Origin of the sequence: Roseivivax sp. THAF30 (assembly GCF_009363575.1) — a bacterium.
Taxonomy (GTDB): Bacteria; Pseudomonadota; Alphaproteobacteria; order Rhodobacterales; family Rhodobacteraceae; genus Roseivivax; species Roseivivax halotolerans.
On sequence record NZ_CP045389.1, the window covers coordinates 680841 to 696242 of the forward strand.

Annotated in this window: 14 protein-coding genes and 1 other annotated feature; of the genes, 11 read left to right on the forward strand and 3 right to left on the reverse strand. The window is 62.9% G+C overall.

Annotation, left to right across the window (positions count from 1 at the left end):
* Positions 1 to 5: 5 nt before the first annotated feature.
* Positions 6 to 458 (reverse strand): cytochrome c, encoded by a 453-nt coding sequence (locus FIU91_RS03235; protein ID WP_152461402.1) that lies wholly within the window; start codon positions 456 to 458, stop codon positions 6 to 8.
* A gap of 121 nt (positions 459 to 579) precedes the next feature.
* Between FIU91_RS03235 and FIU91_RS03240 the strand changes: the two genes are divergently transcribed.
* Positions 580 to 792 (forward strand): DUF1858 domain-containing protein, encoded by a 213-nt coding sequence (locus tag FIU91_RS03240; protein ID WP_152461403.1) that lies wholly within the window; start codon positions 580 to 582, stop codon positions 790 to 792.
* Positions 793 to 798: 6 nt separating this feature from the next.
* Here FIU91_RS03240 and FIU91_RS03245 read toward each other — a convergent pair whose 3' ends face one another.
* Entirely contained in the window at positions 799 to 1515 is a 717-nt protein-coding gene (locus tag FIU91_RS03245) for a Crp/Fnr family transcriptional regulator (RefSeq protein WP_254702028.1), read from the reverse strand.
* A 147-nt stretch (positions 1516 to 1662) separates the two neighbouring features.
* Here FIU91_RS03245 and FIU91_RS03250 point away from each other — a divergent pair, with 147 nt between their 5' ends.
* The 4 genes from FIU91_RS03250 (at position 1663) to FIU91_RS03265 (ending at position 6151) form a co-directional block, all read left to right on the forward strand.
* Positions 1663 to 2094 carry a pseudoazurin gene (locus tag FIU91_RS03250; protein WP_152461404.1) on the forward strand — a complete coding sequence of 144 codons (432 nt, stop codon included), beginning with the start codon at positions 1663 to 1665 and terminating at the stop codon, positions 2092 to 2094.
* A 51-nt stretch (positions 2095 to 2145) separates the two neighbouring features.
* A complete protein-coding gene (gene nirK / locus FIU91_RS03255; RefSeq protein WP_152461405.1) occupies positions 2146 to 3363 on the forward strand; it encodes a copper-containing nitrite reductase in 1218 nt (405 codons plus the stop codon).
* A 16-nt stretch (positions 3364 to 3379) separates the two neighbouring features.
* Positions 3380 to 4141, forward strand: coding sequence for an SUMF1/EgtB/PvdO family nonheme iron enzyme (locus tag FIU91_RS03260; RefSeq protein WP_152461406.1), 762 nt, complete (start codon positions 3380 to 3382; stop codon positions 4139 to 4141).
* Positions 4142 to 4438: 297 nt separating this feature from the next.
* Positions 4439 to 6151: a histidine kinase N-terminal 7TM domain-containing protein gene (locus FIU91_RS03265; RefSeq protein WP_254702029.1), complete on the forward strand. Its 1713-nt coding sequence runs from the start codon at positions 4439 to 4441 to the stop codon at positions 6149 to 6151.
* Between the two features lie 120 nt (positions 6152 to 6271).
* On the opposite strand, the gene FIU91_RS03270 is transcribed toward FIU91_RS03265, so the two are convergent.
* Complete coding sequence (locus FIU91_RS03270) at positions 6272 to 7570, reverse strand: dienelactone hydrolase (RefSeq protein ID WP_152461408.1); 1299 nt, start codon at positions 7568 to 7570, stop codon at positions 6272 to 6274.
* Positions 7571 to 8034: 464 nt separating this feature from the next.
* Positions 8035 to 8094: a sequence feature (sul1 is cis-regulatory element that is thought to sense ions involved in sulfur or methionine metabolism; They are found in Alphaproteobacteria), on the forward strand.
* 68 nt (positions 8095 to 8162) lie between these two features.
* Between FIU91_RS03270 and FIU91_RS03275 the strand changes: the two genes are divergently transcribed.
* The 6 genes from FIU91_RS03275 to FIU91_RS03300 all read left to right on the forward strand — a co-directional run bounded on the left by FIU91_RS03275 (position 8163) and on the right by FIU91_RS03300 (position 14563).
* Positions 8163 to 9644: a SulP family inorganic anion transporter gene (locus tag FIU91_RS03275; RefSeq protein WP_152461409.1), complete on the forward strand. Its 1482-nt coding sequence runs from the start codon at positions 8163 to 8165 to the stop codon at positions 9642 to 9644.
* A gap of 13 nt (positions 9645 to 9657) precedes the next feature.
* Positions 9658 to 10509: a universal stress protein gene (locus FIU91_RS03280; protein WP_152461410.1), complete on the forward strand. Its 852-nt coding sequence runs from the start codon at positions 9658 to 9660 to the stop codon at positions 10507 to 10509.
* Positions 10510 to 10795: 286 nt separating this feature from the next.
* The gene (locus tag FIU91_RS03285; protein ID WP_152461411.1) at positions 10796 to 11701 is read left to right on the forward strand and encodes an ABC transporter substrate-binding protein; all 906 of its coding nucleotides are present in this window, start codon (positions 10796 to 10798) and stop codon (positions 11699 to 11701) included.
* A gap of 5 nt (positions 11702 to 11706) precedes the next feature.
* On the forward strand, positions 11707 to 12885 hold the full coding sequence (locus FIU91_RS03290) for an ABC transporter permease (RefSeq protein WP_254702030.1): 1179 nt from the start codon (positions 11707 to 11709) through the stop codon (positions 12883 to 12885).
* Complete coding sequence (locus FIU91_RS03295; protein ID WP_152461412.1) at positions 12882 to 13817, forward strand: ABC transporter ATP-binding protein; 936 nt, start codon at positions 12882 to 12884, stop codon at positions 13815 to 13817. Before FIU91_RS03290 ends, FIU91_RS03295 begins: the two co-directional genes overlap by 4 nt.
* Entirely contained in the window at positions 13814 to 14563 is a 750-nt protein-coding gene (locus FIU91_RS03300) for an ABC transporter permease (RefSeq protein ID WP_152461413.1), read from the forward strand. Before FIU91_RS03295 ends, FIU91_RS03300 begins: the two co-directional genes overlap by 4 nt.
* The last annotated feature ends 839 nt before the right edge of the window (positions 14564 to 15402 follow it).

A 15402-nucleotide genomic window follows, 5' to 3' on the forward strand; every position in this document is an offset into this window, starting at 1 on the left:
CCTCCTTATCCAGCGTCGTTGGGCGGCCAGCCCTGGGTGTCTGTCTGATCTGCCCAGCGAAGGAATTCCGACAGGGCACGAATGTCGTCATCGGTCAGTTCGTAGCGGGGCATCTGGCGGCGTCCTTCGAGTCCGCTCGGCTGGCTTTCGATCCAGCCCTTGAGCATCCAGAACGCGTCGTCGGGACTGTCCTGCACCCCCCAGCGGGTCGTGACGTTGCCAAGTTCCGGGGCGAAATAGGCACCTTCACCGTGCAGGCTGTGGCAGTTGATGCAGGAATGTTCCTCCCACACATGCTTGCCGTGTCGCACCTCTTCGCTGAGGGGCATTCCTGCGGTCGAGGTTTGCACCACGTAGCGGTGCGAGTGGACGGTCATCCCGACGAAGACCACGACGAAGAAGATCGAGCCCCCGTAGAAGATGTTTCGCGCCCGGGATTTCGTGAGAATTTCAGCCATGTTCGGGCCTCCTTGAAAGCGGGATGCCCTGTCGTAGCGGCACGTCTGAGGCCGAAGTTTGCGCCAGCGCAAAGTTCGCCGCGATTGGTTGGTTAGGCTGGAAGCGGAAAGGAGACATCTCATGGCCCGCCTCCGTCTGGACGACCCCGATCTGCCTCTGGCCGACCTGATGAGAGCGTGGCCGCAGACCATCCCCGTCTTTGTGCGTCACAAGATGCTGTGTGTCGGGTGCCTCATCAGCCCGCTTCACACAGTGACCGACGCCTGTGCTGAGTATCACCTGAAGGAGGAAGACTTCCTGGCGGAACTCAGGCAGGCGGCAAAGCTGGGCTAGCTGTGCTTACTTTTGGCTGAGAACCACCAGCGCGTGGGGATCGCGCACAACGATGCGCTTGCGGCGGCTTTCCACCAGCCCTTGCCTTTCCCATCCACTGAGCAGGCGGCTGACCGTATGCAGGGTGGTCGCGGTCAGTTCCGACAGGTCCTGTCGCGTGATCGGAAAATCGATCTCGATTCCGTTTTCGACCCTGCGGCCCGTCTGGTTGACCAGGCGCAGAAGCGCGTTGGCGACACGCTGTTCGACTTGCTGGGTGGCCATTTCCACGATTTTGTTCTGCACTTCGCCGAGCCGTTGCCCGAGTGTCTTGTAGCTTTCGGTGGCAAAGCCGTCGAATTCCGCGACGAAGCTATCCCACAGGTGCATCGGCCAGCTGAGCGCAAGCGATTCCGACGCGGTCATCGCCGTCGCGGGATATGTATCGCGTCCGATAGCGCGGGCGATGCCCATCAATTGGCCCGGCGGGATGTGCAGTGCAGTGACCTGTTCGCCAGTGGGTGTAATGCGCACGACGCGAACATACCCGTCCAATAGCATGTAAAAGCGATCAGCCGGGTGCCCCTCTTCAAAGATGGCGATGCCCGCGTCGTAGCGACGCGACGACGCCTGATCCAGAATCGTTCGAATCTGTCGTTTCTCGAGGCGCGAGAAGGGCGGCAGGTGCGACAGCAGACTCTCGTCGAGCCGCGGCAGTGTTTTGCGCGAAGGGAAAGCGTCCATGGCGAGGGTTTTGTCACATTCCGGGTCACTCAACCAATACGAAGTTCTCACGTCATCGGGCAGAAGTTTGCGCCAGAGCAAAAAGCACCTGACACGGACACGGTATCTTTCAGTCAACCCAAACAGCGATCTGAAAGGAAGAGACCGATGATCCGCACACTGGCAACCGGCCTGGCATTCGCGGCCCTGATGGGGGGCGCCGCCTTCGCCGAAACATTTGAAGTCAAGATGCTCAACAAGGGCAGCGATGGCGAACGCATGGTCTTCGAGCCAGCCTTCGTCCAAGCCGCGGCAGGCGACACCATCAAGTTCATCGCGACCGACAAGGGGCACAACGCGGAGACCGTCGAGGGCATGATCCCCGAGAGCGCAGCGGGCTTCCAGGGCAAGATCAACGAGGAACTGGAGATCACCCTCGACACTGAAGGCGTCTATGCCGTGGCCTGCAAGCCGCACTACGCCATGGGCATGGTGATGACCATCGCCGTCGGCGACGTCGATGCGCCGGAAGGCTTCCTCGAGGTCCGTGTGCCGGCGAAGGCCAAGGCCCGTTTCGAAGATCAACTCAGCAACATGTAACGCACGGGGCCGGGCGGGTTCTCCGCCGCACCCGTGCCCCAGGAGAAAGACATGACACAGATCAACAACCCAGGCCTGACGCAGACCAGCCGCCGCAACGTGTTGCGGGGAACGGTCCTGGCCGGCGCTGTCGCCATGACCGGAGTGAGCGCAGCCTTCGCCCGCCAACCCCGTTTGCCGCTGAAGGCCGACGCGGTGTCGCGCAATCTGCACAAGGTTGCCGCCGAGCAGAATGCAGGCAGCACCGCGAAACCCGCCGACCTGTCAAGCTATGTCCGCGTCAAGCAAGAGCTCGTCGCCCCGCCCTTCGCCCCGGTCCACGAACAGGTCGCGACGGGCGCCCCAAAGATCATCGAGGTCACCCTGGTGACCGAAGAACGGCTGATGGTCGTGGACGAAGACACCGGTGCCAGCGTCTGGGCCTTGACGTACAATGGCTCCGTGCCCGGCCCGCTGATCATTTGCCACGAGGGCGACATGGTCGAGCTGACCCTCCGCAACCCCGCGGACTCGATGATGGAGCACAATATCGACTTCCACGCCTCAACAGGTGCGCTGGGCGGCGGTGGCCTGACCCATGTCTACCCGGGCGAGGAATGCGTGCTGCGCTGGAAGGCGACGAAGCCCGGATGCTTCACCTATCATTGTGCACCCGGCGGCGCGATGATCCCGTACCACGTGACCCACGGCATGAATGGTGCGGTCATGGTGCTGCCACGCGACGGGCTGAAGGACGCGCAGGGCAACCCGCTGCGCTATGACAGCATCGCCTATATCGGCGAGCAGGACTACTACCTTCCGATCGACGAGAACGGTGACTTCAAGAGCTACGACGCCGCTGGCGACGACTACGCCGACAGTCTCGAAGCGATGCGCGCCCTCGTGCCGACGCACCAGGTGTTCAACGGCGCAGTCGGTGCCCTCACGGGCGCGAACGCCCTCAAGGCCAAAGTCGGCGAGACCGTCCTGATGGTCCACAATTCATGCAACGTGGACAGCCGTCCGCACCTGATCGGTGGGCACGGAGACTATGTCTGGGAAAGCTCGTTCAGCGACACACCACTGACAGGGATGGAGACATGGTTCGTCCGTGGCGGCAGCGCGGCGGCGGCGATGTATACGTTCGAGCAGCCCGGCGTCTACGCTTACGTGAACCATAACCTGATCATCGGCGCGATGCTGGGAGCGACCGCACACTTTGTCGTCGAGGGCGAGTGGGACAACACCCTGATGGAACAGGTCGCGGAACCACGACCCTTTGAAAGCTGAGGATAGGAGCGGAACCATGACCGCCGCGATGACCGTGAAGCCAGGCCTGAAGGTGTCCCTTCTTCTGGTTTCGCTGTTGGTCATCGCGGCGGTTGTTCTCGGCATCGCGCTGACCCGGCGCGGTGCCGTATACGATCCGGCACAACTGCCGGAGATGGCAGCAACCCCCGTCACGCTGTCTGCCGGAGCGAAGATCTACGTCCAGAAGTACGAGGTCAGCGTAGCCGAATGGAACACTTGCCACGAGGAAGGTGCCTGCACCCTGCGCCTGCGGGTCCGGTCGGACCAAGACGCACGGCTGACGCCTGCGACGAGCTTGAGCTACGTCGATGCCGGCGAATACCTTGACTGGATCAATGGGGTAACCGGCATGACTTTCCGGCTGCCCACCTTGGGCGAGTGGACCGAGATGGCGGCATCCGTGCTGCCGGAGGAAGCTGACCCGATCTTCACCGATCCTTCCCTCACCTGGGCGTCTACCTATCTGATTGAAGGTTTGACGCCTCGTGCGCTGAAGCCACGGGGCAGCTTCTCGCTCTCCCCCGAAGGCATCGCCGATCTTGACGGAAGCGTTTGGGAATGGACAGGGGAGCGCTTTCCCAGCGCATCGGACAACGCAGATCCGGCACGCTGCCCGGCCTTTTACGTCGCGGGCGAACATGTTGCCGCGATGTCCTACCTTATCCGCGACCCCGCCCGTGGGGGATGCGCCGTAGGATCGCCACCAGCGCATCTCGGCATGCGTCTCGTCAGTGAAACAGCAATCCCAGAGCCGTGATGGGGCCTCTCGAAGCGCTCGTTGCCTTTTCTGCTGAAGGCCAAAGCGTCCCGACCGCCACCGGCCAGCGGTGGGAGGCTGCCTTATCTATGCGCCCCAATCCCAAGCGTTTCCCTGCGACCACATGTTTCGCTTTTGTCGGCTTCGACGACATAAATGGCCAGATTTCGCCACATCTTGCAGTTATCTTTGAGCCGGACAGGTTACTCAGGCTACGACATGAACTGTGTTCAGGGAGTTCTGGCGGACCCGATTTTCATCGGGAGCGCGGCAGCGAGTGCTATTGCGGCACTTGTCATGATCCTTACCACGCGCTTCCAGGAATTTCCCGGCAAGCGCTTTCTCTCGATTACCTATCTCGGCGTGATCTGGACGCTTCTCTGCGTCGGGCTCGAAGGCGCGTCCACCTCCGCAGAGTGTCAGATGCAATGGGCGATGCTGGCCTGGTTCGGCAATGTGCTGGTCCCGATTGCCTGGTGCTTCTTCGTCTTCGCCTATGTCGAGGCGACAGGCTGGACCCGGTCGCGCAAGACGGATCTCGTCCTTGTCGTCGCGCCCTCCCTTGGGCTTCTCCTGGCGATGACGAACCCGTGGCACGGCCTCATCTACACCGACGCATCCGGCATGCAGGCCGAAACCGGCAGGGTCCGGTTCGTGCATGGGCCGGCCTTCTACCTCGTCATTGGCAGCGTCTACCTCTTCGTCATGGCGACGCTGTTTTGCATCGTGCGAGCCTTGCGACGTGCGCGCCGGACCGTTCTGCCGCTGCTCGCCATGCTGAGCGTCATCACGCTCACACCGCTCATTGCGAATGTCGGGTACATCGTCTTCGATCTCACCGTCTTCGGAATGGATCCGACCGCGTTCATGTTCATGATCGGGATCCTCAGTTTTACCGGCATGATCGTGACCAACCGCAAGATGGACATGGCGTCGATCGGACGGTCGCTCCTGTTCGACACGATGAGCGAGCCGGTCGTCCTTTTCGACTCGAACCGGCAGATCGTCCTTTGCAACTCAGCGGCGAAGAAGAACGGGCTCTGCACCACGAATGGCTCGCCGCTGCATGATCTGACGACGGGCTTTGCCGATCTGGGGCAAGCGGACGCGGACGGACATATCGAGATCGGCACGCGGATCTACGAGCCCCGGGTTCAGAGCGTGGAGAATCCGCTCAATCCGGGTGGCGCGAAACTGGGGTGGAGCGTGACCTATGTCGACGTCACGGAGCGGGTTGCGACCAACCGCGCCTTGCAGGACGCGCTGGTGGAGGCCGACAAGGCGAACCGCGCGAAGGACGACTTCATCTCCGTGGTCAGCCACGAGTTGCGTACGCCGCTTACCTCCTTGAAAGGCGGTCTTGCCCTGGCTCTCAGCGGCCGGTTGGGGGATCTCAACCCGCAGATAAACTCCGCGCTGTCGATAGCGCATCGCAACGGGATTCGTCTCTCGCGACTCGTCGACAACATCCTCCTCGCCCAGAAAATCGAACTCGGCGCGGTGTCCCTGAACAGCGAGGAGCTGGATATGGCCCGCCTCTTGGAAGAGAGCATCGAGGAAAACCGCATGTTCGCCGAAGAACGCGGGATCCGGGTCGTCAAGTCCGCGGAGGAGATACCCGGCCTCGTTCGCGGCGATGCTTTCGCGATCCGTCAGATCATCGACAACGTGTTGGCCAACGCGATCAAGTTTTCGGAACGCGACGGCGTCGTCAGCGGAGTTCTGACGCTGGTGCGCGACGAGGGACTGCGCCTGTCGATTACCGATTCCGGGCGCGGGATCCCGCAGGGAATGCAGGATATCGTCTTCGGCCGCTTCCAGCAGGTCGCCGATGACGGGCAGGGAGCGACGCAAGGCTCCGGCCTCGGAATGCACATTGCCCGCAAGCTGGCGCGCCAGATGAACGGTGAACTCTCCTACGAGAGCGTCCCCGGCCAGGGCGCCACGTTCCACCTCGACTTCCCGATCATCGCCGTGGATCTCACTGATGAGCGGCGACTGGCGGGATAGGTTGGCGCGAAGGGGGTGAGTGGCTTTTAGCAATGGCACTCGACCCCGAAAACGAAAAGCAAAACGGGCGATGCGTCGAGATCGCCCGTTCTTCATTTTCGGACATCTCTACACGCTCCGTCACTCGGCTGAACGGAACTCCAGTCGCAAGCCCTTCGCGGTGCGCTCCGGGAAGCCGGTCCAGTAGGTATGTTCTTCGCTCGGCTCGCCGGCATCGGTTATCGACCAGACGCCGTCTTCGGCGGTTTCGACAAGATCGAAAAAGCGCCCGGCATTTTCTTCGCCCTTGAGGTGCTGATCGAACCATGCCGTCGAGAAGTGTTGCAGGACGTTGTTCATGCGCGTCGTGTCCCACACGGCATCGGCGTAGTGATTGAACGGAGGTCCGCCGAGCGCCTCAGACACGTCCCATGAATTGTCCGGCGCGGGCATCGGGGCGGCTGCATTGTGGTTCGCCCCTGCGAAACTGAGCAGATATCGGTCGGTTCCGGTGGTCTCCTCGAATATTTCGCGGATATGCTCGTAGCCCGATACGTCGTCCTGATCGCCCGCGACCAGCAGCAACGGTTTTTCGAAACCCGCCAACCCTTCGGCATCCCAGAAGTCGCGATTGCGTCCCCAGGGACCGATGGCGATCACCGCTTTGACGCGCGGATCGATCAGGCCAGCGTGACTGTCGCTGCCGGCTGCGTGCTGGTCCAGCAGGTCGCGCGGCGCAACATATGCGGCCGGCTCCTCTCGCGTCACCGCCGTGTCCGAAAGACCGGCGCCTCCGAAGATCAACGCGCCGTATCCTCCCATAGAGTAGCCGACGAGCCCTGCATTCTCTGCGTCGATGATGGCGCCGATCTCGCCTTCCATCTCGGACAGAGCGTCGAAGAGGAAAGCCTGATCCAATGGCCGGTTGACCAGGGTGGAGGCGAAGAGCGCCATGTCTTGATACGTGCTGTCCGGGTGGTCCGTGGAAACCGCCACGTAGCCCTTCGAGGCAAGGTTCTCGCCGAGGTGGCTCATCAGGAAGCGGTTGCCGGGATATCCGTGCGAGATGAGCACCAGCGGAAACGATCCCGAGGCCGGAGCGGCGTCGCGGGACGCCCGGCCGGACAGGCTCACCGGCGTCTCACCGTCGCGGAGCACGGTTTCGTAGGTCGTGCCTGGCGTGGTGCCTCCGGCAGCCGGATACCAGATCTCCGTGGTCAGGGTCCTGTCCGAGCGCGGCAGCTCGCCTTCCGCATCCTGCGCCGTGATCACGTCAGCGCGGCCGACATCGGTAAAACTCCGTGTGATAACGCCGACCGGATGCGTGCCGTAGGCGGAAAGCGCCGGGGCGTCTGGGCGGATCCGGTCGATCGGGTTTTCGGCGCCGGCAGGAGACGCGAGTGCTGTCACCGAGGCAAGCGATAGAAGCATGTGTTTCATGGGGGTCCTCCTCTACCGTGCCAGCTTTGCCGGCCTGCTGCTCCCGTTCAACCTTCGGATGTATGCCTGCCCCGAAGTCATGCGATCAGGCCGCGTTCGTCCATGCCACGGCGCGTGCCGCGGCCACGATCTTGCGAGCGAAGCGAGGTGTCACCTATCCCGTGCGCGGCAATCTGTGCGGCGTCTTGTGACAAGCGAAGCCGATGCGACCCAGGCGCCTTGACGCGATAGCGTTCGGAAGACCATCAGAGGTCAGATCGTAGCTTGTTCCAGGCCCGGTTTAGAGAAGCGGCTCGAAATTCGGCCTCTGGCAGACCAGTCACCGAACGCGCATTGCGTGAGCAACCGCCGCATCAATTATGTGCGTCCTCGAGACATTCTGCTTTTTCTGGCGGTCGTCCCGTCTATTGATCTCGTCCCAGCCTTGCGTGTCGCGTCCTGGCGGTCTAAGCGCACGGCAATCATCTGGACCTGGGGTGGAATTCCCCGGGTGGCTCTCCCGGCCGCCGATCCGCCGGGTCAACCAAGACTATTCGAATAGATGACCGGCGCGGCGTCGCCGCCGGGCCGGACCGGAACGGGACATCTCACCATGACTCTCAACGCATACCGGCGCCAATGGCTCGGTAACGTGCGCGGCGATCTCATCGCAGGCATCGTCGTCGCGCTCGCCCTTATCCCCGAAGCGATCGCCTTCTCGATCATCGCCGGCGTCGACCCCAAAGTGGGGCTCTACGCCTCATTCTCCATTGCCGTCGTCACCGCCATAGCCGGTGGCCGGCCTGGCATGATCTCGGCCGCGACGGCCGCCACTGCCGTTCTCATGGTGACTCTGGTCGCCGATCATGGCCTCCAATACCTGCTTGCAACGACGGTGCTGGCCGGCCTCCTGCAGATCGCAGCCGGTTTCGCGCGGCTCGGGCACCTGATGCGCTTCGTGTCGCGCTCGGTGATGACCGGCTTCGTGAACGCACTCGCCATCCTGATCTTCATGGCGCAGATCCCTGAACTCGTCGGTGTGCCGTTGCTGACCTATCCGCTCGTCGCGGCCGGTCTCGCGATCATCTACCTCTTTCCCTACCTGACCCGCGCCGTGCCGTCGCCACTGGTGACGATTATCGTTCTGAGCGCGCTGGTGATGATCATGGGCTGGGACGTGCGGACCGTCGGCGACATGGGCGCGCTGCCGGATACGCTGCCGGTCTTCCTGATCCCGGACATCCCGCTCAATCTCGAGACGCTGACGATCATCTTTCCCTATGCCGCCGCAGTGGCCGTCGTGGGCCTGCTAGAAAGTCTCATGACGGAGAACATCGTCGATGACCTGACCGACACCAAGTCGGACCGGAACCAGGAATGCATCGGGCAGGGACTTGCCAACACCGCCACCGGGTTCATCGGCGGCATGGCGGGCTGCGCGATGATCGGCCAGTCGATCATCAACGTCAAATCGGGAGGGCGCGGGCGGCTGTCCTGCTTCTCGGCGGGCGTCTTCCTCCTCTTCATGGTGGTCGTGGTGGGCGATCTCGTGGCACAGATCCCGATGGCCGCCCTCGTGGCGATCATGATCATGGTTTCGATCGGCACGTTCTCGTGGTCCTCGATCAAGCAGTTGAAGACGCATCCGCGGTCCTCGTCCATCGTGATGATCGCGACGGTGGCTGTGGTGGTCTATACCCACAACCTCGCCATCGGCGTGCTCGTGGGCGTGCTGCTCTCAGGCCTGTTCTTCGCGGGCAAGATCGCGCAGCTCTTCCGGGTCACCTCGTCCCTCTCGGACGACGGACGCGTGCGTGCCTACCATGTCGAAGGACAGCTCTTCTTCGCCTCGGTCGAGGACTTCATGGACGCTTTCGACTTCAAAGAGGCGGCTGACCGCGTGGTGATCGACGTCAGCCGCGCGCATATCTGGGACATCTCTTCGATTGCCGCGCTCGACATGGCCGTGCTCAAGTTCCGCAGGGACGGCTGCGAGGTAGAGATCGTGGGCATGAACGAAGCATCGAAGACCATCGTTGACCGACTGGCCGTCCATGACGAGCCCGGCGCGATGGACAAGCTGATGGCGCACTGAGGGAGGAGACGACATGACCCATAAGATCATCGCCCTGGTGGATGGCTCCGCCTACTCGAAAAGCGTCTGCGACCACGCGGCATGGATCGCAGGACGCGGGGCCTATGCCGTCGAGCTGATGCACGTCCTCGGCCGACGTGAGAGCGGCGCGGGATCGGATCGCTCGGGAGCGATTTCTCTCGGCGCGCGCAGCTCCCTCCTGGAAGAGCTGTCCGCTCTCGATGAGCAACGCGCCAAGCTGTCCATCGTGCGTGGGCGCGCCATTCTCGAGGATGCCAAGGCGCTCGTCGATGCGGCTGACGTGAAGACCAGCGAACACCTGCGTCACGGCGACCTGATGGAGGCGATCTCCGAGAAGGAAGGCGATGCGGAGATGCTTCTGATCGGCAAGCGTGGCGAGGCGGCGGATTTTGCCAAGGGGCACCTCGGCTCGAACCTCGAACGCGTCGTCCGCGCGGTGTCGAAGCCCCTTTTCATCGCCTCGCGGGCGTTCCGTCCGATCGGCAAGGTGCTCATCGCGTACGATGGCAGCGCGAGCGCCATGCGCGCGGTCGACTATGTTGCCCGCTCTCCGCTCTACACCGGTCTGAAGATCAAGATCGTCACGATCGGTTCCGCGACCGACGCCGCGAAGAAACGCCTCGAGGATGCGAAAGCGATGCTGTCGGCTGCGGGGCTCGACGCGGAGATCGGAATCCTGCCCGGCCAGCCGGAAGACGCTCTCGGCAAACTCATCGAAGAGGCAGACTTCGATCATCTTGTGATGGGCGCCTCCGGCCACTCCGGGCTCAGATCGCTGTTCGTCGGCTCGACGAGCATGGAGATGATCCGCACGTTCAAGGTGCCGATCCTGCTTGTGCGGTGAAGGGAACGGTGAACGGACGCATGAAGGGCTGAGGCCCGTCTTTCATCCAGCCTGCAAAAAAATTGCCGGTCTGCCCGCTTCCTTGAAACAATAGAGGAGGGGTCCAAACCTCACCCGGCTAAGGAAAGCCCGATCCGCATAACTTTTCGGGACAGATCAGTCGTCTGGAATTCTGTCGACCACGATAGGTGCGGATGAGCTTGGCTGGCAGAGACATTCTTCTACCTTGCGTTGGAAGTGGACGCCGCAGGGCGTGGAATCTCTAACGGCAGAAAGTAGACTCTGGATGAAAAAGCACCTCATTCTCGCCGCCGGCGTGTTCGGCGCATACGCGACCGCAGCACAGGCTGACATCGTCGTGTCTTCCAAGATCGACACCGAGGGCGGCCTCCTGGGCAACGTCATTGCGCTCGCGCTCGAGGATGCGGGCCTGCCCGTGGAGCAGCGACTGCAACTCGGCGGCACGCAGGTCGTGCGGGAAGCGATCCTTGCAGGACAGATCGACATCTATCCCGAGTACACGGGCAACGCCGCATTTTTCTTCAACGAAGCCGACAGCGATGTCTGGAAAGATCCGCAGGCCGCTCATGACCGCGCGGCGGAGCTGGACGCCGAGGAAAACGATATCGTTTGGCTCGACAGCGCCCCGGCGAACAACACTTGGGCTATCGCCGTCACCGGTCCCGTGGCGGAAGAGAACGACCTGACGACCATGTCCGACTTCGGCGAATGGGTCTCGGAGGGCGGAGACGTCAAACTGGCCGCGTCGACGGAATTCGTATCTTCCCCGGCCGTTCTTCCCGCCATGCAGGAGACGTACGGCTTCGAGCTTTCCGAGGACCAGACGGTCATACTTTCAGGAGGCGACACTGCCGCAACGATCCAAGCCGCTGCGCGCGGCACCTCCGGCGTCAACGCGGCGATGGTATACGGCACGGATGGCGGGGTCGGCGCAACCGGACTGGTCGTGATGGAGGACAACATGGGCGTGCAACCGGTCTACGAGCCGGCGCCGATCGTCCGCGGCGAGGTGCTGGAGGAGTATCCTGCCATTCGGGACGTGCTGAACCCGATCTTCGCCGAACTGGACATGTCGACGCTACAGCAGCTCAATGGCCGGATCCAAGTCGGCGGCGAACCGGCCGAGGCCGTTGCGCGCGATTATCTTACCCAGGTCGGAGTGCTCGACTGAGAGGCGTGGCAGTGGCGATGGCGGGGGCGCGGCACGGCGTCTCCCAGCCCGGGGTGCTCTTCGCTGTCCTCGGTTTGGCGGCCCTGCTCGTTCCGTTCATGACGCTCGCCGCCAACCGTATCGTTGCGGGTGAGGGCGTCATGGCTTGGTCTGTCGCTCCCGCCGCGCTCACGATACCTGGCCTTGTGGCGCTTGTGCTGGGGCTCGGGCTGGGCTTGCCGGCAGCCTGGCCTCGCCTCCGGCTCCTCGGAGCAGTCTTGGGTCTTGGCGGATTGCTTTGGCTGCTGGTGCAAGGCGCGTCGGGGCTTCTCGACGGGGCGGGAGATTACGCTCGGGTCTCCCCCGCATTGGGTGTGTGGTGCCTGCTGACGATCTTCATGCTGTCTATGACCGACGCGCTTGTGCAACTCGCGCCGGGGCCGTTGGCACGCGGCACGTTGCTGGCGGCGGTGCTGGCAGCGCTGGCCGTAATCCTCTGGTCGGGAGCGCTGGCGCCGCTTTCGGTCCTTCAGGAATATGCCAGCCGGAAGGCGGCCTTCGCCGACGCGGCGCTGCGCCATCTGGCGCTTGCCTTCGGCTCCCTTGCTACGGCGGCGCTCATCGGCTTCCCGGTCGGTATCCTGTGCCATCGCAACCGGAGGCTGCGCGGCGCGATCCTGCCGGTCCTCAGCTTTCTTCAGACAATCCCATCTCTGGCGATGTTTGGCCTTATGATCCCCATCCTCGGCTGGATCGGCGACAGCGTCCCTGGCGCGCAGGCTTTCGGCATCGCCGGGATCGGCTTCGCACCTGCTTTCCTCGCGCTGGTGCTCTATTCGCTTCTTCCGGTCGTCGCCAATACCGTCGCCGGCCTTGCCGCCGCCCCGCGGGCGTCAATCGAGGCCGCGCGCGGAATGGGCATGACGTCTGGCCAGCGCCTCTTGCGGGTCGAGCTTCCGATGGGCCTGCCGATCCTGTTGACCGGCCTGCGTATCGTGCTGGTGCAGAACATCGGGCTGGCCGTGATCGCCGGTCTGATCGGCGGAGGCGGCTTTGGCACATTCGTCTTCCAGGGACTGAACCAGACCGCCACCGATCTGATCCTTCTGGGCGCTTTGCCGTCGGTGGCGCTGGCGCTCATATCCGCCATCGTAATGGACATCCTGGTGGAATTGACTCGCCCGCAAGCCGCGAGTGCCGCATGATAGAGATCGATCGCATCACCAAGATCTACAACGGCGTGCCGGCAGTGGATGCTGTCACGATGACTGTCGAGAGCGGCACGATCACCGTCATCGTGGGCACGTCGGGTTCCGGCAAGACCACGCTGCTGCGGATGATCAACCGGCTCGAGGAGCCGACGTCGGGTGAGGTCCGGATCAACGGGGAGTCAACGCTCGAGATCAAGCCGCATCTGCTGCGTCGGCGCATTGGCTATGCCATCCAGGGACACGGCCTGTTCCCCCATCACAACGTGGCGCGCAACATAGGCGCGGTTCCAACGCTTCTGAACTGGCCAAAAGACAAGATCCGCGCGCGCGTCGACGAATTGCTGACGCTGTTCTCGATGGAGCCCGCCGAATTCCGGGACCGCTTTCCAGCAGAACTGTCCGGCGGGCAGCAGCAGCGCGTCGGCGTGGCGCGCGCCTTGGCGTCGCGGCCGGATCTCCTCCTGATGGATGAACCATTCGGCGCGCTGGACCCGATCATCCGGGCCCGAGCGCAGGATGATCTGCGTCGGATTCAACGGGCGCTGGGCTCTACGATCATGCTGGTGTCGCACGACATGGAAGAGGCCATTCGACTGGGCGACCGGGTCGCTGTGATGGACGGCGGGCAACTGGTGCAGCACGGCACGCCCACCGACATCATTGCAAACCCGGCGACCCCCTTCGTCGCCGACATGGTCGGGGACATGGAGCGTCCGTTGCGGCTGCTATCGCTGGTGCCGCTGGCGGAGGTTGTCGAGGACGGCGGCGCACCGGGCGCGGCACTTCCGGCCGATGGCAGCCTGCGCGACGCCCTGTCGGCCTGCCTTTGGACCGGACGAACGGCAGTGCCGGTGGAGCGAGAGGGCGCCTTGATCGGACGCGTGACGCTGGAGACCATCCGCGCCCGCGCGGGGCTGCGCGCATGAAGGCCGGCGCGATACTGCGCCCGGCCGTGATCCTGCTTCTGCTGGCCCTGGTTCTGAAGCCGGAATGGTTCACGCCAGTCTTTGCGCCGCTGGCCCCCGAAGGCGCGCCGGTGATCTATGCAAGGAGTTCACTGCTCTCACTGTCCCTGAGCCACCTCGGCCTCGTCGCGGCGGCCACGACGGCGGCGACGTTCGTGTCGATCATGCTGGCGATCCTGGTCACGCGCGAGGCGGGCGCGGCCTTCCGGCCGTTGTCGCGCACGATCACGAACATGGGTCAAACCTTTCCGCCCGTCGCTGTCCTCGCCCTCGCCGTGCCCGCGCTCGGCTTCGGAAACGGGCCGACGCTGGTAGCGTTGTTTCTCTATGGTCTTCTGCCGATCTTCGAGAACTCGGTGACCGGGCTCTCGAACCTGCCGCCGGCAACGATGGAGGCCGCGAGGGGTATCGGTCTCAACCGTTGGCAGCGGCTCATCCAAGTTGAACTGCCCCTGGCTCTTCCGGTGATCCTGACCGGCATCCGCCTGTCGGTCGTGATCTCTCTGGGCACGGCGACAATAGGCTCCACAGTGGCGGCTCGCACGCTGGGCGAGGTGATCATCGCCGGGCTTCTGACCAGCAATACCGCCTATGTGCTTCAGGGCGGACTGATCGTCGGGCTGTTCGCGGTCGCCGTCTACGATGCGCTCATCCAGCTGGAAGCGCGGATCGCTCGTCGCTCCGGAGCCCGGAAGGCGCCTCGATAGGTTCGGAAGACACGCGGGAAAGCCCGTTCAGCATGTCTGAGGGGAAGGGTGGATCGATCACTGCTATGGCCGCAGATGTGGCAGATCATTCGGGTCGACCGGGCTTCAACCATTTGTGCGGGCATGCTCGAGAACGGTGCTGATAGTGCCGAGCATGGCATTGAACGTGCCCGGCTCCCGGCCGGGAGAGGTCTCAGGCATACCCTCGGCGCATTCGTGGATGTCTCGCCAGGTCATCCGAGCCATGCGATGCTGTCAGCACAAGACAGAGACGCACATCTGAAGGCGAACGATCATGTATTGAGCCATGACCTCTTCCGGCAACTCCTCCAGAACGAACAGGAAATCCAGCACCGCATCCCACTCCGCGATCAACTTCCTGATCCAGGTATGCGCAAAATTTTCGTCTGTCGTCCCTAGGGACAAAAATATCGGTGATCGCGATGTGGAAAACCTCGGTAGGCGGCGCGGGAAGTAGAACCGTCCTCGGTGACAGTAAAGGTATGGGCTGGGCATATGGTGCGTCTTTCCATGCGAGACGGATCACCCCGGAGCAGCACAGGTCTGTCCACGGGGTGCGATCCCATGTGCAACGCCTGTGCAACATTTCCGATCAAACCGCTTTCCACCATCGGAGCTAAGCTCCGAAAGTGTGCGGTTTCAGTAGCTTAGGGAAATTTTGGCTCCGGCGGTAGGGATCGGAGCTAAATTCCTTGTTTCTACCTAAGGCGCTGATTTATAAGCAAAAAGATCTCCTCGTGAAGCCGTCTTTGCTACGTTCTGTGCAACCTGATGTGCAACACTTGTGAAACCACGCCGACGCGAAAGTCTGCGCCCTG

What these genes read in the sequence shown, in the direction of transcription:
- FIU91_RS03250 (WP_152461404.1), top strand. Translation starts at nt 1,663, where the DNA reads ATGATCCGCACACTGGCAACCGGCCTGGCATTCGCGGCCCTGATGGGG.
- FIU91_RS03235 (WP_152461402.1), bottom strand. Translation starts at nt 458, where the DNA reads ATGGCTGAAATTCTCACGAAATCCCGGGCGCGAAACATCTTCTACGGG.
- FIU91_RS03275 (WP_152461409.1), top strand. Translation starts at nt 8,163, where the DNA reads ATGACTCTCAACGCATACCGGCGCCAATGGCTCGGTAACGTGCGCGGC.
- FIU91_RS03270 (WP_152461408.1), bottom strand. Translation starts at nt 7,570, where the DNA reads ATGAAACACATGCTTCTATCGCTTGCCTCGGTGACAGCACTCGCGTCT.
- FIU91_RS03245 (WP_254702028.1), bottom strand. Translation starts at nt 1,515, where the DNA reads ATGGACGCTTTCCCTTCGCGCAAAACACTGCCGCGGCTCGACGAGAGT.
- FIU91_RS03295 (WP_152461412.1), top strand. Translation starts at nt 12,882, where the DNA reads ATGATAGAGATCGATCGCATCACCAAGATCTACAACGGCGTGCCGGCA.
- FIU91_RS03265 (WP_254702029.1), top strand. Translation starts at nt 4,439, where the DNA reads ATGATCCTTACCACGCGCTTCCAGGAATTTCCCGGCAAGCGCTTTCTC.
- FIU91_RS03260 (WP_152461406.1), top strand. Translation starts at nt 3,380, where the DNA reads ATGACCGCCGCGATGACCGTGAAGCCAGGCCTGAAGGTGTCCCTTCTT.
- FIU91_RS03285 (WP_152461411.1), top strand. Translation starts at nt 10,796, where the DNA reads ATGAAAAAGCACCTCATTCTCGCCGCCGGCGTGTTCGGCGCATACGCG.
- FIU91_RS03240 (WP_152461403.1), top strand. Translation starts at nt 580, where the DNA reads ATGGCCCGCCTCCGTCTGGACGACCCCGATCTGCCTCTGGCCGACCTG.
- FIU91_RS03280 (WP_152461410.1), top strand. Translation starts at nt 9,658, where the DNA reads ATGACCCATAAGATCATCGCCCTGGTGGATGGCTCCGCCTACTCGAAA.
- nirK (WP_152461405.1), top strand. Translation starts at nt 2,146, where the DNA reads ATGACACAGATCAACAACCCAGGCCTGACGCAGACCAGCCGCCGCAAC.
- FIU91_RS03300 (WP_152461413.1), top strand. Translation starts at nt 13,814, where the DNA reads ATGAAGGCCGGCGCGATACTGCGCCCGGCCGTGATCCTGCTTCTGCTG.